14 protein-coding genes and 2 pseudogenes are annotated in these 14,542 nt (G+C 70.7%); 3 read left to right on the top strand and 13 right to left on the bottom strand.

All coding sequences use genetic code 11. From position 1 onward, the window contains the following. Window positions 1-84: 84 nt before the first annotated feature. From fmdA to ACFP2V_RS36840, 8 genes and pseudogenes are all read right to left on the bottom strand, one after another. Entirely contained in the window at window positions 85-1,332 is a 1,248-nt protein-coding gene (gene fmdA / locus ACFP2V_RS36875) for a formamidase (protein ID WP_381220469.1), read from the bottom strand. A 146-nt stretch (window positions 1,333-1,478) separates the two neighbouring features. Further along, window positions 1,479-2,120, bottom strand: coding sequence for an AmiS/UreI family transporter (locus tag ACFP2V_RS36870; protein WP_381220466.1), 642 nt, complete (start codon window positions 2,118-2,120; stop codon window positions 1,479-1,481). A gap of 158 nt (window positions 2,121-2,278) precedes the next feature. Continuing rightward, the gene (locus ACFP2V_RS36865) at window positions 2,279-2,557 is read right to left on the bottom strand and encodes an FmdB family zinc ribbon protein (RefSeq protein ID WP_381220463.1); all 279 of its coding nucleotides are present in this window, start codon (window positions 2,555-2,557) and stop codon (window positions 2,279-2,281) included. 228 nt (window positions 2,558-2,785) lie between these two features. Next, window positions 2,786-3,295 carry a hypothetical protein gene (locus tag ACFP2V_RS36860; RefSeq protein WP_381220460.1) on the bottom strand — a complete coding sequence of 170 codons (510 nt, stop codon included), beginning with the start codon at window positions 3,293-3,295 and terminating at the stop codon, window positions 2,786-2,788. 279 nt (window positions 3,296-3,574) lie between these two features. After that, window positions 3,575-3,754, bottom strand: a pseudogene (locus ACFP2V_RS36855) (transposase); the annotation flags it as partial. Window positions 3,755-3,793: 39 nt separating this feature from the next. Beyond that, a pseudogene (locus ACFP2V_RS36850) lies at window positions 3,794-3,994 on the bottom strand (GNAT family N-acetyltransferase); the annotation flags it as partial. A gap of 147 nt (window positions 3,995-4,141) precedes the next feature. Beyond that, on the bottom strand, window positions 4,142-6,709 hold the full coding sequence (locus ACFP2V_RS36845; protein WP_381220457.1) for an FtsX-like permease family protein: 2,568 nt from the start codon (window positions 6,707-6,709) through the stop codon (window positions 4,142-4,144). A gap of 4 nt (window positions 6,710-6,713) precedes the next feature. Next, window positions 6,714-7,700: an ATP-binding cassette domain-containing protein gene (locus ACFP2V_RS36840; protein WP_381220454.1), complete on the bottom strand. Its 987-nt coding sequence runs from the start codon at window positions 7,698-7,700 to the stop codon at window positions 6,714-6,716. Between the two features lie 370 nt (window positions 7,701-8,070). On the opposite strand from ACFP2V_RS36840, the gene ACFP2V_RS36835 reads away from it, so the two are divergent. Next, window positions 8,071-8,331: a hypothetical protein gene (locus tag ACFP2V_RS36835; protein WP_381220451.1), complete on the top strand. Its 261-nt coding sequence runs from the start codon at window positions 8,071-8,073 to the stop codon at window positions 8,329-8,331. A 116-nt stretch (window positions 8,332-8,447) separates the two neighbouring features. Beyond that, the gene (locus ACFP2V_RS36830) at window positions 8,448-8,789 is read left to right on the top strand and encodes a fic family toxin-antitoxin system, toxin component (protein WP_381220589.1); all 342 of its coding nucleotides are present in this window, start codon (window positions 8,448-8,450) and stop codon (window positions 8,787-8,789) included. 17 nt (window positions 8,790-8,806) lie between these two features. Here ACFP2V_RS36830 and ACFP2V_RS36825 read toward each other — a convergent pair whose 3' ends face one another. The 4 genes from ACFP2V_RS36825 to bioB all read right to left on the bottom strand — a co-directional run bounded on the left by ACFP2V_RS36825 (window position 8,807) and on the right by bioB (window position 12,967). Beyond that, window positions 8,807-9,511 (bottom strand): class I SAM-dependent methyltransferase, encoded by a 705-nt coding sequence (locus ACFP2V_RS36825; protein ID WP_381220448.1) that lies wholly within the window; start codon window positions 9,509-9,511, stop codon window positions 8,807-8,809. Between the two features lie 199 nt (window positions 9,512-9,710). Then, window positions 9,711-10,427 (bottom strand): dethiobiotin synthase, encoded by a 717-nt coding sequence (bioD, locus tag ACFP2V_RS36820; RefSeq protein WP_381220444.1) that lies wholly within the window; start codon window positions 10,425-10,427, stop codon window positions 9,711-9,713. Between the two features lies 1 nt (window position 10,428). Continuing rightward, on the bottom strand, window positions 10,429-11,709 hold the full coding sequence (locus ACFP2V_RS36815) for an adenosylmethionine--8-amino-7-oxononanoate transaminase (RefSeq protein WP_381220441.1): 1,281 nt from the start codon (window positions 11,707-11,709) through the stop codon (window positions 10,429-10,431). Beyond that, window positions 11,702-12,967, bottom strand: coding sequence for a biotin synthase BioB (bioB, locus tag ACFP2V_RS36810; RefSeq protein ID WP_381220438.1), 1,266 nt, complete (start codon window positions 12,965-12,967; stop codon window positions 11,702-11,704). The genes ACFP2V_RS36815 and bioB overlap by 8 nt, the downstream gene beginning before the upstream one ends. A gap of 147 nt (window positions 12,968-13,114) precedes the next feature. Here bioB and ACFP2V_RS36805 point away from each other — a divergent pair, with 147 nt between their 5' ends. After that, the gene (locus ACFP2V_RS36805; RefSeq protein WP_381220435.1) at window positions 13,115-14,242 is read left to right on the top strand and encodes an 8-amino-7-oxononanoate synthase; all 1,128 of its coding nucleotides are present in this window, start codon (window positions 13,115-13,117) and stop codon (window positions 14,240-14,242) included. Window positions 14,243-14,309: 67 nt separating this feature from the next. Here ACFP2V_RS36805 and ACFP2V_RS36800 read toward each other — a convergent pair whose 3' ends face one another. Beyond that, window positions 14,310-14,534, bottom strand: a complete 225-nt coding sequence (locus tag ACFP2V_RS36800) for a DUF397 domain-containing protein (protein WP_381220432.1) — start codon at window positions 14,532-14,534, stop codon at window positions 14,310-14,312. Window positions 14,535-14,542 lie beyond the last annotated feature (8 nt).

Genomic DNA, 14,542 nt, shown 5'->3' with positions numbered 1-14,542 from the left:
CCCCCTTCGGCCCGGGGCGGTGGGTGCCGCACCGGGCCTTGGTCGGGAGGGTGTGTGGATCCCTCGTTTCAGCAGGTCGCGGGCTTACGAGGTCACCGCGCACCGTCCGCGCTCTTCGGCCGTCGGGCCCTCCTGAGTCGGGCGGATGTCGAAGTCGAAGATCGCGGTGGGGAGGTAGAGCGAGCAGCAGGAGTTGGGGATGTCGACGATGCCGCTGATGCGTCCCTCGACGGGCGCGGACCCCAGGATCAGGTATGCCTGCTCGCCGCTGTAGCCGAGTTTCTTGAGGTACTCGACGGCGTTGAGGCAGGCGCGGCGGTAGGCGACCGTCGCGTCCATGTAGTAGTTCGTGTCGGTGTCGTGGTCGACGGAGACCCCGACGAAGGAGAGGAACTCCGAGTACCGCGGCTCGACGTTGCCCGGCATGAAGATGGGGTTGGTGGTCACGCCGTACTTCTCCATGCCGCCCTTGATCAGGTCGACGTGGAAGTCGATGAACCCGCCCATCTCGATCGCACCGCAGAAGGTGATCTCTCCGTCGCCCTGGCTGAAGTGCAGATCACCGGCGGACAGCTTGGCGCCGGGGACGAAGACGGGGCAGAAGACCCTCGACCCCCGGGTGAAGTTCTTGATGTCCTGGTTTCCTCCGTTCTCCCGACCGGGAACGGTACGGGCGCCTTCCCGCATGATGCGGTCGGCGGCGTCTCCCGTAGCCGTGCCCGCGAGTGCATTGTCGGCGAGCGGAGGCAGGCCCAGCGGCGGCACCCGGTCCGGGTCGGTGTCGATCAGGGCCTGCTCGCGCCGGTTCCACCGCTGCAGCAGGTCGGCGGACGGCGCGGTGCCGAAGAGTCCCGGGTGGGTGATACCGGTGAAGCGGACGCCGGGAAGGTGCCGGGAGGTCGCCATCTGGCCGTGGAAGTCCCAGATCGCCTTGACGGAGTCCGGGTAGTAGTCGGTGAGGAAGCCGCCGCCGTTGTTCTTGGCGAAGACTCCCGTGTAGCCCCAGCCCTGCCCCGGCGCGTCGCCCCTCTGCTGGGGGACCGGCCCGAGGTCGAGGATGTCGACGATGAGTAGGTCGCCGGGCTCCGCGCCCTCTATGCTGATCGGCCCGCTCAGCATGTGGCAGCGACTCAGGTCGATGTCACGTACATCGTTGGCCGAGTCGTTGTTGCCGATCTGCGCGTCGGTCCACTCACGGCACTCGAGGCGGAACTCGTCGCCCGGTCGCACCGTGGCGACGGTGGGGACATCCGGGTGCCACCTGTTGTGTCCGGGGACATCCTGATCACGCATCGACTTGGACTGGTCGACGCTGAAGATGACATCAGGCATGAGTGCTCCTTGTGCATTTCGGTACGGTGGCGGTCGGGCATGACGCTTGAGGTCCAATGGGGGACGCGGCACGTCTGCCTGGTGACAGGTTCTTTTTGAAACACCTCTCTACAGTTCTCCCGGTGGCGTCTCCCGAAGACGTCCGACTAATAACCGCCGCTGCCCGCTGGGGTGCCCTGCGCCACCTCTGGCCTCGGTGGCGCCTGACGGCGAGTGAAGACCCACAGCCCCCCGAACACCACGACGGCGAAGGCTCCCAGCGCGATGGCGATTTCGTCGGTGTGCACCCAGTAGCCGGCCAGCAGCAGATATGCAGGAATGACGCCGGTGACCCAGCCCTCGATGGCCGTGACCCATCCGACGTACTGGGTAAGACTCTCCATTTTGAGCCCGAGCAGCAGGAAGAAGAGCATCCACAGGAACGACCAGTAGAGCCATATCGCCCCGAATGGATAATCCTTGATGAGCCGGAAACTGACGAACGAGAAGCCCAGAGCGACGATGGACACGAAAAGCGAGTAATATCCGACGCCCGTCGTGTCCAGGCCCATGAGCAGGCCTACCCCCACATACAGGTATGTGAATCCGAAGAGGTATATTCCGGACGCCAGGAGGATTTTCCGCGGATCTCCGTTCGCGGCGATGATGAGATATGTAGGGGTCAATACCTGCAGACCGCCTACGAACAGGTTGAAAATTGCGGCGGACCGGGCGTCGACCTTTCCCAGGAGCATCATCCCGTCGAGGAACAGCACCGCGCCGACGAACAGCAGACCTACGTTAGCCACGGGGGACCCCCTAGTACCCTAAGCGTTGGATAACAATTCCGATTCCGGAAATCGGGATAGGGGCGTCCGGGATATGGGTGTCCGGATATTTTTGCTCGTGCTTTTCTCGTTCTTGCCGTACTGCTCTGCGGCCGGTGCGGGTCGGCCGCCGGCCGCCGTCAAGGGCGTGGCAGGGAGGCGATTGCCGGATGAACGCTCGCCGAACCGCATCGCGTCGGCGGCGGCCCGGAGACCACCGACGGGCTCTCCCGCGACTGTTCTTCCTGCTCATGCAGGCCTTTCAGCAGCTTCGACGGCACGCTCAGCGCCGGAGACGAGTACACACGCCGCGCCACGGCCGCACAATCCGGGCACACGTACTCGACGGGTGCCGTTCCGATCGGTAGCCGCACGTCGAAATTTCCGCAGCGATGGCACGAATATCCGTAAGTCACCATATGCGCCTCCATCCCCGCCCGCGCCGGGGTTCCTTGTCCACCCGTACCCGTACACGCTCATACGCGGGGCTCAACGTCGCAGCAAATGCGTCACTTTCCAGGCAACGCTTGTGGGAACCCGTTGTCAAACGGAGACACCGTACTGCCGAATTAAAAGAAGTCCCGGAGACCGGTGTCCCGGCAGGGAGCTGTCGAAAAATAATTCCTCGGTTCACTGTCACGGCAGCTTTAGTTCTTGATCATTGATTTGTTCGTGCAGGTCAGGTGGCTGCGGCGGCGGTGATGCTGTTCCAGCGGCGGTGGCAGGCTTGGGCGGCGGCTTGATGGCGGCGGCGTCAGGCGGATCAGCTTAGGACGTGGTCCTTTCCCCGGTGGGGCTGGGGGAAGCGCGGTGGTCCTCAGCACGTTGAGCAGTTCGCGCGGACTGCCGGGCGGGAGTTCGCTCTCGCGGGTGGCCCGGGTGGTGCGGAGGCGGGTGACGGCCAGGACGGCAGCCGCAAGCAGGCTGATCAGGCTCCAACGCATCCAGGAGTTCCAGAAAGCCACCTGGCCCTGGTCGAGACCGGTGATCGACTTCGCGTTCTGGAAGGTCTCCTCGATCTTCCATCTGGTGCAGATCACATGGGCGAGGTCGGCGAGTGCGACGGGGACGGCGGAATGGCAGCGATAAAAGGAGAGTTCGCGGATGTAGCGGTTGACGTCGCACGACGAGGAAGGAGTGCACGTCGCCTGGGGCATCCTCGGTGTCGGGGGTGTCGTCGGGTTGGACGTCGATGATCGCCCAGTCGTAGTGGCGGTCGCCTTTGAGGCCGTGGCCGGTGCGCATGCGCATCCAGGCCCGGCGGGGCAGCCGGGTGGCCAGGGCGGTTGAGGTGAAGCGGCCGGCCGGGGTGGAGACGGTGTGATCGGCGCGGACGGCCAGGGCGTAGTCGAAGCCGAGCTCGCGGACCCGGGCGCGTATCCCGCGGCCGCCGTAGACCTAATGGGCAGTGGAGGAAGGGGTGGCAGACGGCGGGCGCGGGTCGGCATGGCCACGGCCGGCTGGGGCTTGGTGGCGAAGCAGAGGCCGTCGGGCACGTGGGTGAGCAGGCGGCGTTCCTCGTCGGCGGCCCAGTCGGCGGTCAGGTACAGACTCCGGTCGATCAGAGCGTGCCCGCCCTGGGCCGCGTAGGTGAGGTGAACGGCGACCTGGCACAGGCCGACCCCGCCCCTGCTGAACTGCCTGCTGCCACTTCACCCGTCGAAGCCGGCGATCACGGTGCCGACCGGCTCCGCGACCTTCTCGGCGAGGAGCAGCGCCTCGGGATCGCGGGCGATGAGCCGCTCCACTCCCTCCCGGTCGTCGCTGATACTCGTGCCCTCGGCGGCGACCTTCCAGAAGGCCGGCACGGTGTCGAGATCCTCGGGCGTCGCGGCCCGTATACGCAGCTCGGTCATGCGCCGATCCCAGCACGCGGCCCGGCCCGCGACACGGAATTCCACGAGCCGGACGCGTCGCACGTCCGCAGGCCACCGGCCCGCCTGCCGCCGGTCCCGGCGCGTACGCCGCAACAGCGGCCACGCCATGGAGCCCGTCTGTGCGTGTCACTCGTGAGCGATCGCCTCCAGGACGTTCATCCGCGACGCGCGCAGGGCCGGCAGGAGTGCCGCCGCGATGCCGACCACCGCCGCACCGATGACGACCGCCACGATGGTGCCCCAGGGGATCGCGAGCGCGGCCATGCCCTGCAGTGTCAGCACCCGGTGTATGCAGACGCCCCACACCAGCCCCAGCACGAGGCCCAGCACCGCGCCGAACACCGCGATCACCACCGACTCCAGTCGGATCATCCGCCGCAGCTGCCGCCGGCTCAGCCCGATGGCCCGCAGCAGACCGATCTCCCGGGTGCGCTCCACCACCGACAGCGCCAGGGTGTTGACCACGCCGAGCACCGCGATGATGATCGCCAGCCCCAGGAGGGCGTAGACGAGGTAGAGCAGGACCGCGATCTGGTCATGCACGAGGTCCTTGTAGTCGGCCTGGTCACGTACCTGGACCTGCGGATACGGGTCGAGCGCCGTCTCCAGCCGGCCGCGGAGCTCATCCGCGCTCGTGCCGTCGGCGGCGTTCACGTACAGCGCGGAGTCCTGCCCGCCGGGCACGTACTTCTCGACCGCCGCGATACCGAGGAACAGTCCGCCCTGCACGCCGAAGCCCTCGCCGCTTTCCATGTCGGTGAGGGCGCCCACGGTCACCTCGGTGCGCTGCCCGCCCGGGAACTCGACCGGGATGACGTCGCCCGTCCGGACGCCGTGATCCGCGGCGAATCCGGCGTCCATGGCGATGCCGCCGTCGGCCAGCGCCGCCGCCGTGTCGCCGCTCGCGTAGGTGAGCCGGGCGACGTCGTCGACCCGGTGGTCGTACCCGGCGGCGGTCGTCTCGATCCGCTCCCCGTCCGGCAGCCGCACCGCCACCGGCGCGAACCGCTGCCGTACGACGACGCCCACGCCCTCCGTGTCCCGCACCTGGTCGGTGACCTTCTGGGAGAACGGCAGGAAGTTGGCGTTCTGGATGACGAAATCGGCGCCCAGCGTCTTGTCGATCTGCTCGTCGAAGGAGCGGGACATGGAGGCGCCGGCCACCGACATGCCGCCGACCAGGGCGAGTCCCACCATCAGCGCGGCGGCGGTGGCACCCGTACGGCGGGGATTGCGCAGGGCGTTGCGCTGGCTCATCCTGCCGACCGGTCCGAACAGGGCGGGGAAGGCCCCGCCCAGCACCCGGATCACCGGCCGCACCAGCAACGGACCGGCGACGACGGTCGCGATCAAGGTCAGTACGACGCCCAGCCCCAGCAGGGACGCCGCCGACTCCGTCCCGGCCGAGACGGCGCAGCCCACCAGGGCGGCCGCGCCGAGCGCCCCGACGACGGAACCCACCACTGCGCGGGTCCGCAACGGCCGGCCCACCCCGGCGATCTCGGCGTCGGCGAGGGCGGCCATCGGGGACACCTCTGCCGCGCGGCGGGCCGGAAGGTACGCCGCCACGAAGGTGACCCCGACTCCGACCACATACGCCGTGACGGGCGTGACCCATCCGATGACCATCTCCGTGGTGTTCAGGTTCATGCCGAAGACGCCCATCAGCCGGATCAGCCCGTAGGCGAGCCCGATACCGGCCGCCATGCCCAGCGTCGAGCCGAACAGGCCGAGCAGCACCGCCTCGGTGAGCACCGATCGGCGCACCTGCCGCCGGTCGGCGCCGAGCGCCCGCAGCAGCCCGAGTTCGCGGGTGCGCTGCGCGATCAGCATCGAGAAGGTGTTGACGATCAGGAAGATGCCGACGAGCACGGCGATCCCGGCGAAACCGAGCATCACGTACTTGATCACGTCGAGGAATTCGCCCAACTCGTCGGTGGCCGTCGCGGCCTGCTCGTCGGCCGTCTCCACCCGGTAGGCGCCGGCGCCGAGCGCCTTGGTGACACGGTGGTCGACCTCCTCGGCGGTCACGCCCGGCTCTGCCTCGACGGCGATGCTCGTGGCCCGGTCCGCCGAGCCCAGCAGCTCGACGGCGGCGACCTTGGGATCGAGGAAGAGGAGGGCCGCGCCCGGGTTGGGGGTGGTGAAGGCGGCGATCCCGACGATCTCGACGCGGAAGGCGCCCGGCTGAGCCTGCACCGACAGGGTGTCGCCGATCGCCACGTCCTCGGCGTCGGCGGTGTCCGCGTCCAGCACGGCCTCTCCGGCACCGCGCGGGGCGCGGCCGGAGGACAGCTCCACGCCACTGCGTTCGCCGGGGAACCAGTCCACCGCGCGCGTCGGTGCGCCGATCGTCGGCCCCACCGGGTCGTTGTCGCTGTCGATGACCGTGATGTTCCCGGCCTTGACGTCCGGGTGGGCGGACTTGACCCCCTCGATCCCGGCCAGCCGCTCGGCGAGCGAGGCCGGCACGGTCCGGACCTGGCCGGTGGGCACGGCCGCTGCCAGGTCGTCCGGGGGTGACACGGTCACGTCGGCGGAGGTGGATGCGAAGAGCCGGTCGAAGGTACGGGCGACGGTGTCGGAGAAGATCAGGCTGCCCGTGACGAATGCCACGGACAGGACGACAGCCAGCGCGGACAGCAGCAGTCGCCCCTTGTGGGCGAGGAAGCTCCTGAGCGTCGCCTTCAGCACGGTCTCAGTCCTCGCCGGGGGCCGGCTCGTCCAGCACGGTCTCAGTCTTTGCCGGGGTCGGCTCGTCGGACCGCACGGCATCCCCGGTGGCGGGGCCTGCTCCGGGAGCGGGTTCCGGGGCACGGTGGGAAACCGGGCCGGGGGCGAGGCCGGAAGCCGGTTCCGGGGTGAGGCCGGAAGCGCGGCCCGGAGTCGGGATGCCGCCGTCGGACCGGGAGCGGATCACGTCGAATCGCTTCATCCGGTCGAGCACCGCCTGTGCCGTGGGCCGCTCCATCTCGTCGACGATCCGCCCGTCGGCCAGGAACAGCACCAGATCGGAGTGCGTGGCGGCACCGGGGTCGTGGGTGACCATCACCACGGTCTGGTTCAGCCGGTCCACGGCCTCGCGCAGAAAACCGAGCACCTCCAGCCCCGCGCGCGAGTCGAGATTGCCGGTCGGCTCGTCCGCGAAGACCAACTCTGGCCGGGAGGCCAGCGCCCGCGCACACGCCACGCGCTGCTGCTGACCGCCGGACAGTTGCGCCGGCCGGTGCCTGAGCCGGTCCCGCAGGCCCAGCGTGTCGATGACCTGGTTCAGCCATTTCTCGTCGGGTTTCCGGCCCGCGATGTCCATGGGAAGCGTGATGTTCTCCAGCGCGTTCAGCGTCGGGATGAGGTTGAACGACTGGAACATGAAACCGATCCGGTCCCGGCGCAGACGGGTCAGCTCACGGTCCTTCAGCCCCGTGATCTCGGTGTCGCCGAGCCACACCTGGCCGGCCGAAACGGTGTCGAGCCCGGCCAGACAGTGCATCAGCGTCGACTTCCCCGACCCCGACGGGCCCATCACCGCCGTGAACCGGCCTCGCGCGATGTCCACGTCCACCGCGTCCAGGGCGAGCACGGTCGTCTCATCGGACCCGTACGCCTTCGTCAGGCCGCGGGCGCGGGCCGCGATCGAGTCGGCCGACGCGAGGCCGGGGGCGTGCTCCGCAGCGGGTGTGGACAAGACCGCCTCCTCCGTGTGGATCTCGGGCCGTTCCGGACGTGCTGGTTGCGCCCGACGATAGTGTGATCCGGCACACACCGAATATCCCTCGTAAGTGCAAGGACGCGCCATTCCGGTGTAAGGGGCACCATCCTGCTTCCCGGGTGGGAGCCGGGCGACGGGGTCGGGGGTGGCGGCGAACGAGGAATGCTTCGGTGAGCCCCGGGATGGCCTTGCCGGCGCGACGGCCGTAGCCGAGAGCGGAGCCCAACAAAGCTGCTGCTGCGACAAGTGCAGCGAGCGCCGGCACCGCTTCTCCCGGGCCCTCTGACCCGTGTCAGCTCCCTCATCCGAGCCGCGCACCAATTGGCTTGGCGAAAATTTTACCGTCGTGCCGTCCGGCCACGCGTCTGAGACCGGGCACGCCGAGGTGGCCGGTGGGAGGGCTGTCGAGCCGGGCAAGCTTGGCCTCAGCGCCGCCGAGGCCGACTGGGAGACCGGCGACTTCTCCGCGCCGGCCTTCGCGTTCGGCCTCCTCGATGCGGCCGATGAGGTTGCCGCGGATTTCGACCAGGCATGGCCGTTGGGTGGGGCCGGACGGAGCATCGAACACCGGACGCAGGCGTGCTCGTGGATGCAGGCACTGCCGTAGGCACGTCCGCAGGAGTTTGCCGGCCTGGGGGACGACCAGGGTCGACAGATCACGTACAGGCGTCACGGATTCATTCACGAACCGCATGGCGCCCGGATCTCCGAACGTCACCTGAGCTGCGGAAAGAGAGCAGCCGGTTCAGTCAACGAGGCGCCCTCGCCGCCGTCGCGCGGCACGAGGCCCAGACCTTCCACGCCCCCGTCCACGGCAGCCCGCACGCCCGAGCCGCCGCCCTGCTCCAACTGCTGCTCCACGTGCCCGCGCTGGAGCGCTCCGCCGCCCTGTTCGCCGCCGCCGTCGCGTACGCCTACCTCGTCGCCGGCGGGCTCAAGGTCGTCATCTCGTCGGTACAGGTCCGCATCTCGTCGGTACAGGTCCGCGATCCGGCCCGGCTGGTCAAGAGGGGCGAGGCCTCCGTGGACGACATGGCCACCGAGTTGCGCCGATGGAGCGAGTGAGCGGCTCGGGCCAGTGGTCAGCTCCGGCCCGTCGCCGGATCGTCCGCCGTATCGCGCGCGGGCCGCCAGGCGGTGCCCAGCACGCAGTACGACGTCGGCAGCTTCGGCCCGTTCTCCGGCATCAGCGTGCGCCGGTACGGGCCGAGTTCGAAACCCGCCCCCCGCAGAGCGCCGATCGGTTCCCGCGCCACATGGCAGCCACCGGCCAGCGGCGGCCACACCGTCCGGTCCAGGGTGCGCTGGGTGAACCGCATGACCTGGCCGCCGCCCCGCCCGTGCTCGAAGAACCGCACCTCGCCGCCCGGCCGCAGCACCCGCCTGAGCTCCGCGAGCGCCCGCGTCACGTCCCGCACACTGCACAGCACCAGGGAGATGACCGCCGCGTCGAACGCCTCGCTCTTGACCGGCAGTGCCTCCGCCGCACCCGGCGCGACATCCACCGGGACACGGGCGCGCAGGGCGGCCTCCACGGCCAGCTTGCGCAGCACCCGCTCCGGTTCGATCGCGACCACCTCCGAGACGGTGCCCGGATAGTGCGTGAAGTTGAGGCCGTTGCCCGCGCCGACCTCGATCACCCGCCCGGACAGCCCGCCGAGCAGCCTCCGCCGGACCGTGGCCATGCCCGCGCGGGTCTCCGCGGCCACACTGACCCGCGCGTAGTAGCGGGCGAACAGCGGGTGGTGCACGGGATCCCGCGCCACCTTCGCGGAGCCGGCCACCATGGGGATACCTCCCTGCCTGGACGAACCCGGGAACCGAGGCGGACATGAGAACCGCCGCCTCCCGCAGGACGAGCCCTCCGGGCTGGGGCCCTACCGGGATTGTCCCCAGCGAGAACCCCTTGCACCCCCCCCGCACTGGTACCCGGTCACGGGGTCCCGCGGGACCCCGTGACCGGGTACCAGTGCGCCGCGCGGGAGATCAGCCGGCCTCCAGCTCCCGGAACGCCACCGCGTCCCACATGCCGTCCAGCCGCGGCGCCAGCCATCGTGGAGCCGACGCGCGGAAGCCGGCCGGGGGCAGGCCTGCCGCCCCGGCCGGAACCGCGCCCAGCAGCGGCACCCCCGTCACCTCCGGCAGGTCCCGCACGTTGCAGCGTGCGGCCAGATCGGCCTCGGCGGGCCAGCTGCCGATCACCACGCCCGCCGGTTCGAGCCCGCGCGAGCGCAGTTCGCGGATCGTCAGCTCTGTGACGTTCAGGGTGCCGAGACCCGCCGCCGCCACCACGAGCACCGGCGCCGACAACAGCGCCGCCGCGTCCGCCAGCGTCCCGCCGTCCTCGTCGAACCGGACGAGCAGCCCGCCCGCGCCCTCCACGAGCACCAGATCGTGCTCGGTGGCCAGCTTGGCGGCGGTCTCGGCCACGTCGTGCGGACGCACCGGTGCCCGACCCGCCCGCCGGGCGGCGGTGGCGGGTGCCAACGGGTCCGGATACCGGGCGAGTTCGGTGGCCGTGACGGCCCCGGCGAGCCGCGTGACCTCCTCGGCGTCCCCGGGTTCGTCCGGCCGCACTCCGGTCTGCGCCGCTTTCAGCACGGCCACCGACCGTCCGGCCGCCAGCGCCGTCGCGGCGACCGCAGCCGTCACCACCGTCTTGCCGACCTCGGTGCCCGTGCCCGTGATCACCAGTACCGGCATGTCATCCCTCCTCGGCCGCCGCGCACACCGCGTCCGCGATCCGGGCCACGTCAGTGTCGCCGGTGACGTACGGCGGCATGGTGTAGATGAGATCGCGGAACGGCCGTAGCCACACACCCCGGCGCACCGCCGCGCGCGTGGCCGCCTCCATGTCCACGGCGTGATCGAGTTGGACGACGCCGATGGCACCGAGGACCCGCACGTCACGGACGCCCGGCAGACCGGCCGCCGGCGCCAGCCCGTCGCGCAGGCCCGACTCGATGCGCTTGACCTCCGCGAGCCAGTCCTGCCCGAGCAGCAGTTCGATCGAGGCGCAGGCCACGGCAGCCGCCAGCGGATTGCCCATGAACGTCGGACCGTGCGCCAGCACCGGTACGTCGCCGCGCGAGATGCCGTCGGCCACGCGCGCGGTGCACAGCGTCGCCGCCATGGTCAGATAGCCGCCGGTCAGCGCCTTGCCCACGCACATCACGTCGGGCGTCACCGCCGCGTGCCCGGCCGCGAACAGCGCGCCCGTACGCCCGAACCCGGTCGCGATCTCGTCGAACACCAGCAGCACGTCGTGTGCGTCGCACGCCTCGCGCAGCACCCGCAGATACGCGGGGGAGTGGAAGCGCATGCCGCCCGCGCCCTGCACCACCGGCTCCACGATCACGGCCGCCAATTCCCCGGCGTGCCGCCCGATCAGCTCCCGCAGGTGCTCGGCGTACGACTCCTCGTACTCGGCCGGCGGGGCCTGTGCGAACACCTGCTCCGGAAGCACCCCGGTCCACAGCTCGTGCATCCCGCCCTCGGGATCGCAGACCGACATCGGCTGCCAGGTGTCGCCGTGGTAGCCGCCCCGCCAGGTCAGCAACCGCCGCTTTTCGGGCCGCCCGAACGAACGCCAGTACTGCAGGCACATCTTGACGGCCACCTCGACCGACACCGAGCCCGAGTCGGCGAGGAAGACATGCTCGAGGCCGTCGGGTGACATGTCGACAAGGAGCTTCGCCAGCCGGACGGCGGGTTCGTGCGTGAGCCCGCCGAACATCACATGGCTCATCCGCCCGAGCTGGTCGCGCGCGGCCTCGTTCAGCACCGGGTGGTTGTAGCCGTGGATCGCCGACCACCAGGACGACATCCCGTCGACCAGCTCGCCCGAGCCGTCGGCGAGCCGCAGCCGGACTCCGCTCGCCGACTCCACGACGAGCGGCTCCCCGCGGCCCGGCATGGGCCCGTACGGATGCCAGACGTGCCGCCGGTCCAGCTCGAGCAGTTCGGGTACGGACCACTCAGGCATTGGGCGCGAGATCCGTTCCGGCACCCCGCCGGCGGACGGCGACGAGATCGGTACGCGGCCCGTCGGCCGGGCCGGCCCCCTCCGTGGCCGTCCCCGGGCCCGAGGACCCCTCCGCCCCTGCGCCTGCGCTCACGCCCGGGGGCGCCTCCGCGCCCCCGCACACCCCCGCGCCGGAGGACGCCGGCCCGCACCCGCCGCCGTCCTCGTGGGACCCGCACCCGCCGCCTCCGTGCGACCCGCACCCGCCCGCGCCCGCCCGGTGTTCCGGCAGTGTCACCCGGTCGGTGCCCTCCACCTCGAACCCGGCGTCCGTGATCATCTCCAGGTCGGCCCGGCCCGCCTGGCCCTCGCTGGTGAGATAGTCGCCGAGGAAGATCGAGTTGGCCAGGTGCAGCGCGAGCGGCTGCATGGTGCGCAGATGCACCTCCCGGCCGCCCGCGATCCGTACCTCGACGTCCGGGCACACGAACCGCACCATCGCCAGGATTCTGAGGCACCGCTGCGGGCTGAGGTTCCATTCCTTCGCGAGCGGCGTGCCCTCGAAGGGGATCAGGAAGTTCACCGGCACCGAGTCCGGGTCCAGCTCGCGCAGCGCGAAGACCACGTCGACCAGGTCAGCGTCGCTCTCACCCATGCCGGCGATCAGACCGGAACAGGCGGACAGACCGGCGGCGTGCGCCTTGTGCACGGTGTCCACGCGGTCGGCGTACGTGTGCGTGGTGGTGATGTCCCCGTAGGTGGCCTCGGAGGTGTTGAGGTTGTGGTTGTAGGCGTCCGCGCCCGCCTCGCGCAGCCGCTCAGCCTGGCCCTCGGAGAGCAGTCCGAGGCAGGCGCACACCTCGACGCCCTCGTTGCCCTCCTTGATCGCCCTGATCGTGTCGGAGACACGGTCCACGTCACGGTCGGTCGGACCGCGGCCGCTGGCCACCAGGCACACCCGCTTGGCGCCGCCCGCCAGTCCGGCCGCGGCCGCCTGCGAGGCCTGGTCGGGCTTGAGCCAGGTGTACTTCAGGATGTCGGCCTTCGAGCCGAGCCGCTGGGAACAGTAGGAGCAGTCCTCCGGGCACAGGCCGGACTTGAGGTTGACCAGATAGTTGAGTTTCACCCGCCGCCCGAACCAGTGCCGCCGCACCTTTCCGGCCGCGGCCACCACGTCGAGCAGATCGTCGTCGGATGTCCCGAGGACGGCCAGCGCTTCCTCACGGGTCGGCGTCTCGCGCCGAAGCCCCTTGTCCACCAGCGTGTTCAGCAGGTCCATGAGAGCCGATCCTGTCCTATTCGGACGCGCTGGCCAAGGAGGGTTCGTACAACAGAGGCGCCGTCGGCTGTGTGCATGGCCACACTGTGGTTCGGCGGCCGTCCCGCTACTGTCTGTTCATTGCCTACAAAAGCACCCGGAGGACCCATGGCGTTCGGCTGGATCGACGAGCAGGCGGAGCTGCGCCGCCGGGCCGGGCTCGTACGGACTCTGCGCCCGCGCGCCGCCGACGCACCGCTCCTCGATCTGGCGAGCAACGACTACCTGGGCCTCGCCCGTCATCCGGAAGTGGCCGAGGGCGCGGCACGGGCCGCGCGGACCTGGGGCGGCGGGGCCACCGGGTCCCGGCTCGTCACCGGCACCACCGAGCTGCACACCGAGCTGGAACGCGAACTGGCGGACTTCTGCGGCTTCGAGGCGGCCCTCGTCCTCTCCTCCGGATACGCGGCCAACCTCGCCGCCGTCACCGCGCTGGCCCCGCACGACTCGCTGATCGTGTCCGACGCGGGCAACCACGCCTCGCTGATCGACGGCTGCCGGCTGGCCCGGGGCAGGACGCAGGTCGTGGCGCACGCCGAACCGGACGCCGTGCGCAAGGCGCTGAGCGGGCACGACGGAGCCGCCGTGGCCGTGTCCGACACGGTCTTCTCGGTCGACGGGGACGCCGCCCCGCTCGCCGCGCTGGCGGGTTCGTGCCGTGAGCACGGGGCGGGGCTGGTGCTCGACGACGCCCACGGCCTCGGGGTGCTCGGCGACGGCGGACGCGGCGCCCCGCACGCGGCGGGGCTCGCCGGCGCCGAGGACGTCGTGGTGACGCTCACGCTGTCCAAGTCGCTCGGCAGCCAGGGCGGAGCCGTGCTCGGCCCGGCACGGGTCGTCGAGCATCTGGTCAACACGGCCCGGACGTTCATCTTCGACACGGGCCTCGCACCGGCGGCCGCGGGAGCCGCACTCTCGGCCCTGCGTCTGCTGCGCCGTGAACCCGGGCGTGCGGCGCGGGCGGGCGCGGTGGCGCGCGACCTGCACCACCGGCTGACGGCCGCGGGCCTCGAAGCCGTACGGCCCGACGCCGCGGTCGTCTCCGTGCGTGCCCCGTCCCCGGAGCAGGCCGTGCGATGGGCGGCCGACTGCCGGGCGGCCGGCCTGTCCGTGGGCTGCTTCCGTCCTCCTTCCGTGCCCGACGGCATCTCACGGCTCAGACTGACCGCCCGCGCGGACCTGTCCGGGGCCGAGATCGAACGCGCTGTACAGGTGATCGGCGACACGCGGCCATGAGTCGGCGGGGCACGGCCGTGAGTCGCCCGATGACGGACGGTCGGATGGGTGCCGGCGAACCGGCAGGTCAGTGAACCGCGGCCACGAACTCCGCCCAGCTCCCGGGGGAGATGAGCAGCGCGGGTCCGGCCGGGTCCTTGGAATCGCGCACGGCGAGCAGTCCGGCTCCGGGGCCGGAGGCCGGCCGGGCCGTCTCCACGCAGTTGTTCGCGCCCGTGCTGTAGCTGCTGCGCAGCCACCGCACACCGGGCAGGTCGGTGCTGGAGGGAAGGGTCCGAGGCGGAGCGGGCATCATGCCTC

The sequence above is a fragment of the Streptomyces incanus genome (genome assembly GCF_042656345.1).
Taxonomy (GTDB): domain Bacteria; phylum Actinomycetota; class Actinomycetes; order Streptomycetales; family Streptomycetaceae; genus Streptomyces; species Streptomyces incanus.
The sequence above is the reverse complement of the archived record's forward strand: the minus strand, read 5'-3'. Positions and strand labels throughout refer to the sequence as shown.